The organism is Xanthobacter autotrophicus (assembly GCF_030015065.1).
GTDB classification, from domain to species: domain Bacteria; phylum Pseudomonadota; class Alphaproteobacteria; order Rhizobiales; family Xanthobacteraceae; genus Xanthobacter; species Xanthobacter autotrophicus_D.
On the sequence record NZ_JAIVFN010000120.1, the window covers coordinates 1 to 13,308 of the forward strand.

Genomic DNA, 13,308 nt, shown 5'->3' on the forward strand with positions numbered 1-13,308 from the left:
ACCCTGCCCTCCCCGCACGCGGGAGAGAGTTCAAGGGCGCGCCCGGTCGAAGCCGCGGAATTTCAGACTGGGACACCACCGTCGGGTCGAAACCGATCCTTGCCGCATGGCATCAGCGCATGGCTGCAATGCGCGCAGATCATGTCGCAGCGGCGGGCGGAGTAGCCCTCGTGCTCCGGCCGACTGAAGCGCCAGCGCAGGGAGGGCGGGAGCCCTTGCCGCGCCGCCCCGACTCAGTAGGCCAGCGCCTTGAAGACGGGCTCCACCGAGCCCTCCCACTCGCCATTATAGAGGGCGAGCAGCTTGTCGGCCGGTGAGCGGCCGGTGAGCACGATCTCTTCCAGGGGCTCCAGGAAGCGCGTCTCGTCGCGCCCCATCCGGTCGTGGAAGCCGCGCCGCTTCAGCCCCGCCTCGGACAGCTTGAGCACGTCGCGGGCGATCTCGCGCAGCGGGCGGCCGGCGATCTCGGCCTTGAGGCCGAGGCGGGGCACGTCGTCCCGCAACTGCTGGCGCTGCTCGGCGGTCCAGTTTCTGGCGAGGTCCCAGGCGGCGTCGAGGCTCTGGCTGTCATAGAGCAGGCCCACCCAGAAGGCGGGCAGCGCGCACAGCTTGGCCCAGGGGCCGGCATCGGCGCCGCGCATCTCAAGGAAGCGCTTCAGGCGCACCTCCGGGAAGATGGTGGAGAGGTGGTTGATCCAGTCGGAGAGGGTCGCCTGTTCGCCCGGCAGCAGCGGATGGCGGCCGGCGAGCAGGTCGCGGAACGAGGTGCCCGCCACGTCGATATAGGCGTCGCCCCGCTTCACGAAATACATGGGCACGTCGAGGGCGTAGTCCACGTAACGATCGAAGCCGAAGCCGTCCTCGAAGGCGAAGGGCAGCATGCCGGAGCGGTCATTGTCGGTGTCGCGCCAGATCTCGGAGCGGAATGACAGGAAGCCGTTGGGCTTGCCTTCCGTGAAGGGCGAATTGGCGAACAGGGCGGTTGCCACCGGCTGCAGCGCGAGGCCGACCCGCATCTTCTTCACCATGTCGGCTTCGCTGGAGAAATCGAGGTTCACCTGCACGGTGCAGGTGCGGAACATCATGTCGAGGCCGAGCTTGCCCACCTTGGGCATGTAGCCGGCCATGATCCTGTAGCGGCCCTTGGGCATCATCGGCGTCTCGGAGCGCGTCCATTTGGGGCTCATGCCGATGCCGAGGAAGCCGATGCCCAGAGGCAGCGCAACCTCGCGCACCTGCGCCAGATGCGCGTTCAGCTCCGCGCAGGTCTCATGGATGGTGGAGACCGGCGCGCCGGACAGCTCGAACTGTCCGCCCGGCTCCAGCGAGATGGCGCCGCCCCCGGTCACGTCGGCGAGGCCGATGATGGTGGAGCCCTCCATGATGGGCTCCCAGCCCAGCAGGGAGCGCATGCCCTCCAGCAGCTTGCGGATGCCCTTCGGCCCCTCGTAGGGCACCGGCTCATGGCGGGAGAGGGTGAACGGGATCTTTTCGTGTTCGGTTCCGATACGGAAGGCCCGCTCCGGTTTTGACCCCTGTTCCATCCAGGCGACGAGTTCGTCACGGTTGGCGACGGGGGTCGCATCGAGGGTGTCGCGGGCCATACGAAATCTCTTCAACGATCGGGCGCGAGACCATACACGGCGGCCCGGCCAAGGCAACAGACGCTTCGGTTTCTCAATACCGCCCGGACACACCCTTCAACCGGGTCGCGTTGCCCGGCGAACAGGGATGCGCCCGAGGCGGCAGGTCCGGCGGGGGGTCGGACAGCCAAGCCCAAGCTGAGCTCAGATAGTGACGGGATTGGCTTTTGCAACGGCGTCGAACGCCTGGAGCATGGCGATCAGCCCTTCGAGCTGCGCCAGGGGCACCATGTTCGGTCCGTCGGAGGGGGCCTTGTCCGGGTCGGGATGGGTTTCGATGAACACCGCGGCCACCCCCACCGCCACCGCCGCGCGGGCGAGCACCGGCACGAACTCGCGCTGTCCGCCGGAGGACGAGCCCTGCCCCCCCGGCTGCTGCACCGAATGGGTGGCGTCGAACACCACCGGCGCGCCGGTGGTCCTGGCGAGGATGGGCAGCGCCCGCATGTCGGAAACGAGGGTGTTGTAGCCGAAGGACACCCCCCGCTCGGTCACCAGCACCCGGCCGTTGCCGGCGCCGGTGAGCTTGCCCACCACATTGGCCATGTCCCAGGGGGCGAGGAACTGGCCCTTCTTCACGTTCACCGCCTTGCTGGTGCGGGCGGCGGCGATGAGCAGGTCGGTCTGGCGGCACAGGAAGGCGGGGATCTGGAGCACGTCCACCGCCTCAGCCGCCGCCGCGCACTGGTCGATCTCGTGCACGTCGGTGAGCACCGGCAGGCCGAGGCTCTCGCGGATCTCGGCGAACACCGGCAAAGCCGCCTCCAGCCCGAGGCCCCGCTGGGCCGAGAGCGAGGTGCGGTTGGCCTTGTCGAAGGAGGTCTTGAAGACGAGGCCGATGCCGCGCCGCTCTGCCATCTCCTTCAGGGCGGAGGCCACCTCCAGCGCGTGGGCGCGGCTTTCCATCTGGCAGGGGCCGGCGATGAGGGCGAGCGGCAGGCCGTTGCCGAAACGCACATGACCCACCTCGACGATGGATTGGGGCGTGGTGGCGGGCGGTGCGGCAGTCATGGGGCAGGTCCTCGGAACGGCGCCGCGGGACGGACCGGCGGCGCGCCTTGATAGGACATTTCCCGGAAAAATGCGAAACCGGCGGCGCCGGGCCCCGCCGATGCCGGTGATGCCAGGCCGTGGAGCGGGCCGGCATCGCCGAAGGGGGCGCGGGTGTCCACCGGCCGGCAATTGCGGCCGTAAGCGAGGCAGCCCATTGTGCCCGCGTCCGGCACGCATCCGGCGCGCCCGACCGGGCATCAGCCCACGATCACAGATGCCGGAGGGAGGGACGTCACATGATCAGGAAATTCGATCACATGACGATCGTCGTTCACGACGTCCAGGGCGCCACGTCGTTCTTTCAGCTGCTTGGCTTCAAGGAGGTCCAGTCCATCGTTATCGCGGGCCCGGTCATGGACAGTTACATGGGCATCGAGGGCATCGAGGCCGACCACGTGACCCTCGCCATAGAGGACCCGCACATGGAGGTGCAGCTTCTCCACTACCACCACCCCGCCCCCATCGAGGATCCCAACATCCACCGCCTCAACCGGATCGGCTTCAACCACATCTGCTTCACGGTCGATGATCTCGAAGCCGACATCGCGCGGCTCACCGGCGAGGGCATCCGGCTGCGCAACGCCATGATGGAGTTCCACGACCGCAAGCTCGTCTTCCTCGAAGGGCCGGAAGGCATCACGGTCGAACTGGCGGAGTGGTACTGACCTGCCGGCGCCGCGGCCCTTTTGCGCCTCACCCCGGCGGCTGCTCAAACACCAGCGTGGCGCCCATGGCGGCCTTGGGCGGCACCACCACCACACCGGAGATGGCCTCCTCCACCATGCGGCGGGCCGCCAGCGCCCGCCGCAGCTCCGGTGCGCCGGACGTGGAGAAGCGCACCGCGGCGAGGCGAAGCCCCACCCCACCCGGTGCCGGCACGCCATAGCGCTCGGTGAAGAGGGCGCGGCTCATCACGTCCACGGCCCCCCGGGGGGTCTCGCCCACATACCAGTCGTCGCTGGCCCGGCGCACCGGCCCGCCGGTCGCCGTTTCCAGGAACGCCTGGTGCTGGACCGGCGCATCCGCCACCAGCACCACGCCGGCGACGCCGGTGACCTGGTTGGAATGGCGCTGGAGGTCCGCCGACCAGAAATTCTCCGGCTGCTTCTGGGTGCAGGTGAACAGGGTGAGGTCCGGCGACCCGGGCTCGCGGGCGAAGGCGAGGGTGAAGCCCACCTCCACCTCCTGCCCGTCCGGCCGGCGGGCGGTGCGGCCGAACTCGAAGGTGTCGAACCCGCCGAAGTTCTCGATATCGAAATGGGCCTTCTCGGCGGCCGGGTCGCTGCCCTCCAGCGCCAGCATGGAGAGGCCCTGCCCGCAGGATTCGAGGAACTGCCGGTTGAAGGCGCCGAACGAGAACCGCGTGCCTTCGTGCGGCGGAATCTTTTCTGGCTCAACGACTTGCAGCAACTCGACGAAGAAGCCTGGGGTCTGGACGATGCGGTTCTCCGTCCCCCAGGGATGGCGGTTGCGCCCGCCCACCGTGAACCCCAGAAGGTCGTAGACCTCTCCCGCCGCATCGAGATCGCGGACGAGATGCACCACATGGTCAAGACCGCGTCGCATGGCTACTCCCCTGCCCGACTCTCCGGACAGGGAGCTTAGAGCGGCGACGGCCGGGATGGAAATACCGGCAGGCGATTGCCCGCCGAGAGGTCACACCAGCCGGCTCTGCTCCATGGCCGCGCCCACGAACGAGGCGAACAGCGGGTGGGGCTGGAACGGCCGCGACTTCAGCTCCGGATGGAACTGCACCCCGATGAACCAGGGGTGGTCGCCATATTCCACGATCTCCGGCAAAAGCCCGTCCGGCGACATGCCGGAGAACTTGAGGCCGTGCTGCTCCAGCCGCTCGCGATAGGCGGTGTTCACCTCGTAGCGGTGGCGGTGGCGCTCGAAGATGTCGCGCCCGCCATAGACCGCCTCCACCCGGCTACCCGGCTCCAGATGGGCGGCATAGGCGCCGAGGCGCATGGTGCCGCCCAGATCCCCGGCGGCGGTGCGGCGCTCCAGCTCGTTGCCCTTCAGCCATTCGGTGAGCAGGCCCACCACCGGCTCCCCGGTGGGGCCGAACTCGGTGGAATTGGCGTCGCGGATGCCCGCAAGGTTGCGCGCCGCCTCGATCACCGCCATCTGCATACCGAAGCAGATGCCGAGATAGGGCACCTTGCGCTCGCGGGCGAAGCGGGCCGCGCGGATCTTGCCTTCCGCTCCGCGCTGGCCGAAGCCGCCCGGCACCAGGATGCCGTGGACGTGCTCCAGGAAGGGCGCGGGATCCTCGCGCTCGAAAGTCTCGCTCTCGATCCAGTCGAGATTGACCTTCACCTTGTGGGCGATGCCGCCATGGGCCAGCGCCTCGATCAGCGACTTATAGGCGTCCTTGAGACCGGTATACTTGCCCACGATGGCGATGGTGACCTCGCCCTCGGGGTTGCGCACGCGCCCCTCGATGTCGGTCCAGCGCTTGAGGTTGGGGGCCGGCGCCGGCTCGATGTTGAAGGCGGCCAGCACCTCCTTGTCGAGCCCTTCCGCGTGATAGGCGGAGGGGACGGCATAGATGTTGTCCACGTCCCGCGCCTCGATCACCGCGCTCTCGCGCACGTTGCAGAACAGCGAGAGCTTGCGCCGCTCCTCCCGCGGGATCTCGCGATCCGTGCGGCAGAGCAGGATGTCGGGCTGGATGCCGATGGAGCGCAGCTCCTTCACCGAATGCTGGGTCGGCTTGGTCTTCAGCTCCCCGGCCGAGGGAATGTACGGCATCAGGGTCAGGTGGATGAAGATGGCGTGGCCGCGCGGCAGCTCGTTCTTGAGCTGGCGGGTGGCCTCGAAGAAGGGCAGGCCCTCGATGTCGCCCACCGTGCCGCCCACCTCGATCAGCACGAAGTCGAAGCCCTCGTTGCCCTCGAGCACGAAGTCCTTGATGGCGTTGGTGACGTGCGGAATCACCTGGATGGTGGCGCCGAGATAGTCGCCGCGGCGCTCCTTGGTCAGGATGTCCTGATAGATGCGGCCGGTGGTGATGTTGTCCTGCTTCGTCGCCGGATGGCCGGTGAAGCGCTCGTAATGGCCGAGGTCGAGATCGGTCTCGGCCCCGTCGTCGGTCACGAACACCTCGCCGTGCTGGTACGGGCTCATGGTGCCCGGATCGACGTTGAGGTACGGATCCAGCTTGCGCAGCCGGACGGTGTAGCCGCGCGCCTGGAGAAGCGCGCCGAGAGCTGCGGAGGCGAGGCCCTTGCCCAGGGAAGACACGACGCCGCCCGTGATGAAGATGTAGCGCGCCATGGGCCTCGACCTTACCTCGTGCAAACGCGATTCGGCGAGGGCGAAGCCGGGATCGGCCTCGCCTCGCCTGTGGAGAAAGCGTGCCGCCGCGCGAACGCGGCGACGGGCTCACTTGGACTGCGGAACCTGCGGGCCCGAAGGCGCGGCCGGCTGAGCCGGCGCCGCGGGGGCGCCCTGCTCGCCGCCCTGCGGGCGAATCTGGTCGAGGATGGTGCCGCCGCTCTGGGGCACCTGCGGACCGCTCTGGCCCTGGGTCGCGGGCTGCAGGATCGAGCGCGGGGCACGGCCCCAGCCGGCCACGATGGTCAGCGCCAGCGAGGTGATGAAAAAGATCAGCGCCAGGATGGCGGTGGCGCGGGTGAGCAGGTTGGCCGAGCCGCGCGCGGTGAAGAAGCCGCCGGCACCGCCGCCGCCCCCGCCGCCGATGCCGAGCCCGCCGCCTTCGGAGCGCTGGATCAGCACCACGCCGATGAGCGCGAGCACCACCATGAGGTGAATGACAATGAGAACCGTCTGCATGGAATCCATCATGTTCGCGCCACGGCATCAGCCCGGCGCGTCAGTTGCCGGTCTGTTACACGATCGGGCGCTGGGAGGGAAGAGCGTGTCCGCCCCTCCCGCCTGCCCGGCGTGCATGGCTGGCCGGCAGAGCCCGGCCAGCCATGCACGCGCCGATGAGACCGCGTCGCGATCTCATCGGATTGCGCTTGGGAACAAGTCGTTGAGCACCCGTTCCGGAGGTATCCTGCCGCAGATTGCACATCCGGCCGGCTTGAACGAGGCTGTGCGCCGTCGGCGCGGTCTCGCCTTCTCCTCACTCGGGGTTCCAGTGGTGCACCGTCTCCTCCTCACCCTCGCCGCGCTTGCCGTGGCGTCGCCCGCTCTCGCGCAGTCGCTGAAATCCGGAGAGGTGTTCAGTTCCATCGCGATTGAGCCCATCACGGCGCCCAACCCGGTGCTTGGCGCGGACGGCCGGGTACACCTCGCCTATGAATTGTACGTCACCAACCCGAGCAAGCTGTTCGTCACCCTCGACAAGGTGGAGGTGGTGGACGATGCGGGCCGCGCCCTCGCCGGCCTGGAAGGCGACGGGCTTGGCGCCATGATGACGGACTATTCCGGGTCCGACCGGACCCTGCCGCCCGGCGGCGTCGCGGCGGTGTTCCTGGACATTCCCTTCGCCCGCGAGGCCAAGCTCCCCGACCGCGTCCTCGCGCGCGTCATGGCGACGCGGCGGGAGGCGGGGCCTGACGGCAAGCCGGTGCCCATGCCGGCGGATGCGCCCCTGCCCGCCACCTACACCTTCACCGGCGGGGAAACCGCCATCGGACGCCCGGCGGTAGTGGTCGCGCCGCCGCTGCGCGGCAAGAACTGGGTGGCGATCAACGGCTGCTGCGATGCCCTCACCTCCCATCGCGGGGCGATCATGGCGATCAACGGACGCCTGCGGGTGCCGGAGCGCTTCGCCATCGACTTCGTGCAGCTCGACGCGGAGGGCCGCCTGTTCACCGGCGACGTGCACAAGCTGCAGAGCTACGCCTTTTACGGCACGCCGGTGCATGCGGTGGCCGACGGCGTGGTGGTGAACCTTTATGACGCGACCGACGAACAGGTGCCCGGCGGCGACGCCAAGGGCATCACGCCGGAGAATATCGGCGGCAACATGCTGGTGATCGACATGGGCGGCGGCAACTTCGCCTTCTACGCCCACATGCAGCGCGGCAGCCTCAAGGTGAGGCTGGGCGACAAGGTGCACACGGGGGATGTCATCGGCCTGCTCGGCAACACCGGCAACACCAACGCCCCGCACCTGCATTTCCACGTGATGGACGGCCCCTCGCCGCTGGACGCCAACGGCCTGCCCTATGCCTTCACGCACTTCCAGGGCCAGGGCGTGGCCAACCCGGCCGGCGCGGACTTCTTTGAAAAGCCGGTTCCGGCCGACATCGACCGCACCCGCCTCGCCGGCCCCCGGCAGGACGCGCTGCCCCTCAACAATGAGGTGGTGGATTTCGGCGACGGGAAATAGGGGTGCCGGCGGGCCGCATGGACCCGCCGGCTTTCCCTCAGTGCCCCAGCACCGCCAGCAGCAGCAGCGCGACGATGTTGGTGATCTTGATCATGGGGTTCACGGCGGGGCCCGCCGTGTCCTTGTAGGGGTCGCCCACCGTGTCGCCGGTCACGGAGGCCTTGTGCGCCTCCGAGCCCTTCATGTGGCGCACGCCGTCCTTGTCCACGAAGCCGTCCTCGAACGACTTCTTGGCATTGTCCCAGGCGCCGCCGCCCGAGGTCATGGAGATGGCGACGAACAGGCCGGTGACGATCACGCCCAGCAGCATGGCGCCCACCGCAGAGAAGGCAGCCGACTTGCCCGCCGCCCCGCCGCCCGCCACGAAATAGATGACGAAGTAGCAGAAGATGGGCGACAGCACCGGCAGCAAAGAGGGGATGATCATCTCCTTGATGGCGGCCTTGGTCAGCATGTCCACGGCGCGGGAATAGTCCGGCTTCTCGGTGCCGGCCATGATGCCCGGCTTCTCGCGAAACTGCCGGCGCACCTCTTCCACGATGGCGCCCGCCGCCCGGCCCACCGCCGTCATGCCCATGGCGGCGAACAGGAACGGCAGCAGGCCGCCGAACAGCAGGCCCACCACCACATAGGGGTTTTCCAGCGAGAAGTTGGGCGAGACGCCGGCGAAGTAGGAGCCGGGCGTGGCCTGCGAGACGAAATACTTCAGGTCCTGGCTGTAGGCCGCGAACAGCACCAGCGCGCCGAGACCGGCGGAACCGATGGCATAGCCCTTGGTGACCGCCTTGGTGGTGTTGCCCACCGCGTCCAGCGCGTCCGTGGACTGGCGCACCTCCTTGGGCAGGCCGGCCATCTCGGCGATGCCGCCGGCATTGTCCGTCACCGGGCCGAAGGCATCGAGGGCCACGATCATCCCCGCCAGCGCCAGCATGGTGGTGGCGGCGATGGCGATGCCGAACAGGCCGGCGAGGCCATAGGCGAACAGGATGCCGGCGATGATGACCAGCGTCGGCAGCGCCGTCGATTCGAGGGAGACGGCGAGGCCCTGGATGATGTTGGTGCCGTGCCCCGTCACCGAGGCCTGGGCGATGGACACCACGGGGCGATAGCCGGTGCCGGTATAATATTCGGTGATGACCACGATGGCGCCGGTCACCGCGAGGCCGACGAGGCCGCACAGGAACAGGCTGGTGCCCGTGAAGTCCGCCCCCGGAATGGCGCCGAAGCCGGGCAAAAGCCACGTCACCACCGCCAGCGCGATGACGGAGAAGCCCGCCGTCGCCATCAGGCCCTTGTAGAGCGCGCCCATGATGGACGAGTTGGCCCCGAGCCGCACGAAGAAGGTGCCGGCGATGGAGGTGAGGATGCACGCCCCGCCGATGGCCAGCGGATAGACCATCATGGTGGCGAGGCTCGCCGGCGCGGCGGCGAAGAAGATGGCGGCGAGCACCATGGTGGCCACCACCGTCACCGCATAGGTCTCGAACAGGTCGGCGGCCATGCCGGCGCAGTCGCCGACATTGTCACCCACATTGTCGGCGATGGTGGCGGGGTTGCGCGGATCATCCTCCGGGATGCCGGCTTCCACCTTGCCCACGAGGTCGCCGCCCACGTCTGCGCCCTTGGTGAAGATGCCGCCGCCGAGACGGGCGAAGATGGAGATGAGCGAGGCGCCGAAGCCCAGCGCCACCAGCGCATCCACCACCGTGCGGCTGTTGACGGCAAAGCCGAAGATCTGTGTGAGCACGAGGAAGTAGACCGTGACGCCCAGCAGCGCGAGGCCCGCCACCAGCAGCCCGGTGACCGCGCCGGCCTTGAAGGCTAGGTCGAGGCCACCGGCCAGAGAGAGGGTCGCCGCCTGCGCCGTGCGCACATTGGCGCGCACCGACACGTTCATGCCGATGAAGCCGGCCAGCGCCGAGAGAATGGCACCGATGGCGAAGCCCACCGCCACCAGCCAGCCCAGGAACAGCCCCACGAGAATGAAGATGACGACGCCCACCAGGCCGATGGTGGTGTATTGGCGCTTCAGATAGGCCTGCGCCCCTTCCGCGATGGCGGCTGCGATTTCCTGCATCCGCGCGGTGCCGGGGTCGGCGGCCATGAGTTCGCGGATGGCCCATACGCCGTACGCCACGGCCAGCAGGCCGCAGGCGATGATCAACACCAGTGCCAGCATCACTCCCACCCTTTTTCGTTTCCTGCCTGTATTCTTTTATGGGGTGAGTGTGAGCGGTGCCGTGACCGACGGCAAGGGGCGTTCGGACGAACTGTCGCAGTGCCCGCCGTCTTACCGGGTCGGCGGGGCGTCGCTGGAATCGCGGAATTCGAAGATCTTGCGCAGGAAGCCCGGCGCCACCGCGGAGATGGGATTGATGCGCAGCGTCGGCCCGCCGCTCAAGGGGCCGACGATCTCGAAGGTGACGCCCACGAGGCCCTCGTTCGGCCCGCCGCCGAGGAACAGGCCGATGACCGGCAGCTTCGAGAAGATGTTGTTGAGGGCATAGGCCGGGACGAACGTGCCGCGGATGGAGATGCGGTCGGCGGCGAAATCCAGCGTGCCGTCGAAGGTGGCGCCCACCGACGGCCCCCAGATGGCCCCCTCCTTGAAGGTGATCTTGCCGGTGGTGCGGGCGAACTGGGCCTGCGCCTTCTGGAACGAGGCGGTGCCGTCCTCGATCCGGCCGGACGAATCACGCGCCGCGCTGGAGAGGCGCTCGAGGCCCGGCTCGCCCTTGATGGCGAAGTCGCGGACGTGGATCACGCCCTCCTGGGGAGTGTTGTCGCTGCGCGGCGGGTCCACCACCAGCCACGCCTCGCCGCCCTGGACCTTGGGATAGATGTCGAGGAAGCGCAGCAGCGCGCCGGCATCCGAGGTGGTGACCTGCAGCGCCCTCTGGCGGCCCTGCCAGTTGCGCATCTCGCCGGCCACGGTGCCGTCGCGGCCGGCCTTGGCGGTCAAGGTGAAGTCGCGGGTTTCCACGCCGCGGCGCGCCATCGACAGGTCGAACTGGCGCATCACCTCGCCATTGTTGCCGGTGAGCGCGCCGATGCGCGCCTCCACGTCCACGTCCTGCGTCTTCGCGCGCCGCTGGCCCGTGGGGGTGGAGACGAGGCTCTTCATGATGCCGCGGGCGTCCATCACCTCGCCGGTGATGCGGATCTTCAGGATGTCGCCCACCTTCTCCGCCTTGGCGGAGGCGCGGTCGCCGTCGGAGAGCTGGAACGTGGGGAAACTGGCGCCGATGAGGTCGCCGCCGTCGGACAGTTCCATGGAGCCCTTCAGCAGCGTGCCCGACCCCTCGATCACCATGTCGTCGAGGCGGACGCTGTTACCCTTGTCGTTCAGGGCGAATTTCGCCTTCAGCGGCTTGCCGGCCGGCTTGCTGAGGCCCGGGATGAGGTCGGCGATGCGGGCATTGCCGAGATCGGCCTCGATGGTCGCCCGCGTATCCTTGTTGTTGGTGGTGCCGATCAGGCGCACCCCCACCGGCCCGGAAACGCCGGGCAGGTCCACGCCCAGCTTGCTGCGGGCGGCATCGTCCAGGGTGGCGCTGACACGGATGTCGGAATCGGCCACGTCCTTGCGCTTTTCGTATTCGAACGCCACCGGCGCGCCGGCGATCTTGCCGTCGCCGCGCAGCACCACCCCCGCCGGCGAAGCGAAGGCCTTCACGCTCGCCCCTTCCATCCGCTGGCCGCGGAACACCTTGTCCACGCCGAAATCCGTCAGGTTGGCTTCGAGCGAATAGTCGAAGTCCTCCGGCCGCGGCACCTTGCGGAAGGTGATGTTCACCTGCAGCAGGGCGGAGAACTTGCCCCGCGTGGTGGAGGGGTCAAAGGCGGTGCCGGTGGGGCCTTTAAGCGCTTCCATGCCCAGCACCTCGATGGCGCCGTCGGCCGGGCCGTCGAACTTCACCTTGATCTGGGAGGTGGGCTCGCGGGGGAAATAGTCCGGCAGCAGCATCACGCCGTCGCTCACCGCGATCTTGCGATTCTGCGGCGTCACCGCGGTTCCGTCCGGCAGAGAGATGCGCACCGAGCGGCCGGTGACCAGGATGGCAAGGCTCGCATTGGTGATGGGCGGCAGGCCCTTCACCGGCCGCAGGGTGACGCCCTTGCCGTTGATGGTGAAGCGCACCCCGTCGTCCGGCAGGGGCACCTGCTTCTGCCCGATGAGGTCGAGGGGCAGCCTGACCGCCACCGTGATGCCGTCCGCCGTGCCGCCGGAGACGTTCTCCACCGCGAACTGCCGCGCGGGCGGGGCGATGTTCACCGGCCAGAAGCGCTTGATGGTGGCCACCGGCATGGGCGAGGCCGCACCGTCGAGCTTCACGTAAGGCACGTCCACGCCGAAATCGAACAGCGCGGTAAAGCTGAAGCTGCCCGCCGCCGAGCCCAGGAAGCCGGTCTCGACGACCAGTTGCAGCGTCGGCGGGTCGAACCGGCCCCCCACGTTCACCTTGTCGATGACGAGGGCGGGCTCGGGCATCTCATTGCCCGCCAGCAGCACCTGCTTTGGCCCGATCTGGAACGGCCAGGGCTCGCGCAGGGTCGCCGGCACCTGGATCTCGCCGGCCAGGGAGACAATGTTCTCGGTCTTCACCGCCTCGATGGGCGCGAGCACGATGACCCGCCGGGCGACGTCAAGGGTCGCGCCGACACGGGCGCGATCAATGACGAAGCGCTCTTCCGGGTCCTCGCCGTTGCCCAGCGCGCCGGCGCCGAAATCGAGGCTCGCCTGCGCCGCCTTGAGCTCGCCGTCGACGGACAGGCGCGCCGTGACCGAGGCGGTGAGCGGCGTGTCCATGTAGAAGCGGCGCTGGTCCTGGACGAAGGCTTGGAGCAGGTCTCGCGTGGACAGGTTGCGCAGCGACAACTCCATGGACCGCTCGCCGTCGCGGGCCGGGCCGATGCGCGCCACGGCGGTGGCGACACCCTGGGGCGACTGGATGGTGAAGGTGAGCTCCGCGCCGCCCGCCTGAGGCCGGGCGAGGCGCACGCTGATATGCCGGAAGACGATGCGGCGGCCGGCGCTCTCGTTCTCCACCACGAGCGTGCCGTCCTTGAGCCCCACGTCCGCCAGGGCGCCGCCGTCGAAGCCGGCGGTTTCAAGCTCGTTGATCCAGCGCGCGAGGACGATCGGTTTCAGGGGATCGGTACCGGTGACGCCGGTGCCGGCCGTCGCGGCGGCGGGCTCCGGCGGGGCCGGCTGCGGGATCGCGGCGGGCGCGCCGGCCCCGGCGGGTGCTGTCTCTTATACACCTCTGACGCTGCCGACGACTTAATAAGTGTAGA

Annotated in this window: 9 protein-coding genes; 2 read left to right on the top strand and 7 right to left on the bottom strand. The window is 68.7% G+C overall.

Annotated features, from left to right (window positions below):
- Nucleotides 1-233: 233 nt before the first annotated feature.
- Entirely contained in the window at nucleotides 234-1,604 is a 1,371-nt protein-coding gene (locus K9U40_RS18920) for a glutamate--cysteine ligase (protein ID WP_282891691.1), read from the bottom strand.
- Nucleotides 1,605-1,787: 183 nt separating this feature from the next.
- A complete protein-coding gene (kdsA, locus tag K9U40_RS18925) occupies nucleotides 1,788-2,654 on the bottom strand; it encodes a 3-deoxy-8-phosphooctulonate synthase (RefSeq protein WP_282891692.1) in 867 nt (288 codons plus the stop codon).
- 299 nt (nucleotides 2,655-2,953) lie between these two features.
- Between kdsA and K9U40_RS18930 the strand changes: the two genes are divergently transcribed.
- A complete protein-coding gene (locus tag K9U40_RS18930; RefSeq protein WP_282891693.1) occupies nucleotides 2,954-3,361 on the top strand; it encodes a VOC family protein in 408 nt (135 codons plus the stop codon).
- A gap of 28 nt (nucleotides 3,362-3,389) precedes the next feature.
- Here K9U40_RS18930 and K9U40_RS18935 read toward each other — a convergent pair whose 3' ends face one another.
- The 3 genes from K9U40_RS18935 to secG form a co-directional block, all read right to left on the bottom strand.
- Nucleotides 3,390-4,262, bottom strand: coding sequence for a VOC family protein (locus tag K9U40_RS18935; protein WP_282891694.1), 873 nt, complete (start codon nucleotides 4,260-4,262; stop codon nucleotides 3,390-3,392).
- A 90-nt stretch (nucleotides 4,263-4,352) separates the two neighbouring features.
- Entirely contained in the window at nucleotides 4,353-5,981 is a 1,629-nt protein-coding gene (locus tag K9U40_RS18940; protein WP_282891695.1) for a CTP synthase, read from the bottom strand.
- Nucleotides 5,982-6,089: 108 nt separating this feature from the next.
- Nucleotides 6,090-6,500, bottom strand: a complete 411-nt coding sequence (secG, locus tag K9U40_RS18945) for a preprotein translocase subunit SecG (RefSeq protein WP_282891696.1) — start codon at nucleotides 6,498-6,500, stop codon at nucleotides 6,090-6,092.
- A 313-nt stretch (nucleotides 6,501-6,813) separates the two neighbouring features.
- Here secG and K9U40_RS18950 point away from each other — a divergent pair, with 313 nt between their 5' ends.
- Complete coding sequence (locus tag K9U40_RS18950; protein WP_282891697.1) at nucleotides 6,814-8,010, top strand: M23 family metallopeptidase; 1,197 nt, start codon at nucleotides 6,814-6,816, stop codon at nucleotides 8,008-8,010.
- A gap of 37 nt (nucleotides 8,011-8,047) precedes the next feature.
- Here K9U40_RS18950 and K9U40_RS18955 read toward each other — a convergent pair whose 3' ends face one another.
- Both K9U40_RS18955 and K9U40_RS18960 read right to left on the bottom strand, forming a co-directional pair.
- Entirely contained in the window at nucleotides 8,048-10,189 is a 2,142-nt protein-coding gene (locus tag K9U40_RS18955) for a sodium-translocating pyrophosphatase (RefSeq protein ID WP_282891698.1), read from the bottom strand.
- A 111-nt stretch (nucleotides 10,190-10,300) separates the two neighbouring features.
- Nucleotides 10,301-13,087: a DUF3971 domain-containing protein gene (locus K9U40_RS18960; RefSeq protein WP_282891699.1), complete on the bottom strand. Its 2,787-nt coding sequence runs from the start codon at nucleotides 13,085-13,087 to the stop codon at nucleotides 10,301-10,303.
- Nucleotides 13,088-13,308 lie beyond the last annotated feature (221 nt).

Excerpts from the sequence above, each read along its gene's own strand:
- K9U40_RS18920 (WP_282891691.1), bottom strand. The coding sequence starts at position 1,604 with ATGGCCCGCGACACCCTCGATGCGACCCCCGTCGCCAACCGTGACGAA.
- kdsA (WP_282891692.1), bottom strand. The coding sequence starts at position 2,654 with ATGACTGCCGCACCGCCCGCCACCACGCCCCAATCCATCGTCGAGGTG.
- K9U40_RS18930 (WP_282891693.1), top strand. The coding sequence starts at position 2,954 with ATGACGATCGTCGTTCACGACGTCCAGGGCGCCACGTCGTTCTTTCAG.
- K9U40_RS18935 (WP_282891694.1), bottom strand. The coding sequence starts at position 4,262 with ATGCGACGCGGTCTTGACCATGTGGTGCATCTCGTCCGCGATCTCGAT.
- K9U40_RS18940 (WP_282891695.1), bottom strand. The coding sequence starts at position 5,981 with ATGGCGCGCTACATCTTCATCACGGGCGGCGTCGTGTCTTCCCTGGGC.
- secG (WP_282891696.1), bottom strand. The coding sequence starts at position 6,500 with ATGCAGACGGTTCTCATTGTCATTCACCTCATGGTGGTGCTCGCGCTC.
- K9U40_RS18955 (WP_282891698.1), bottom strand. The coding sequence starts at position 10,189 with ATGCTGGCACTGGTGTTGATCATCGCCTGCGGCCTGCTGGCCGTGGCG.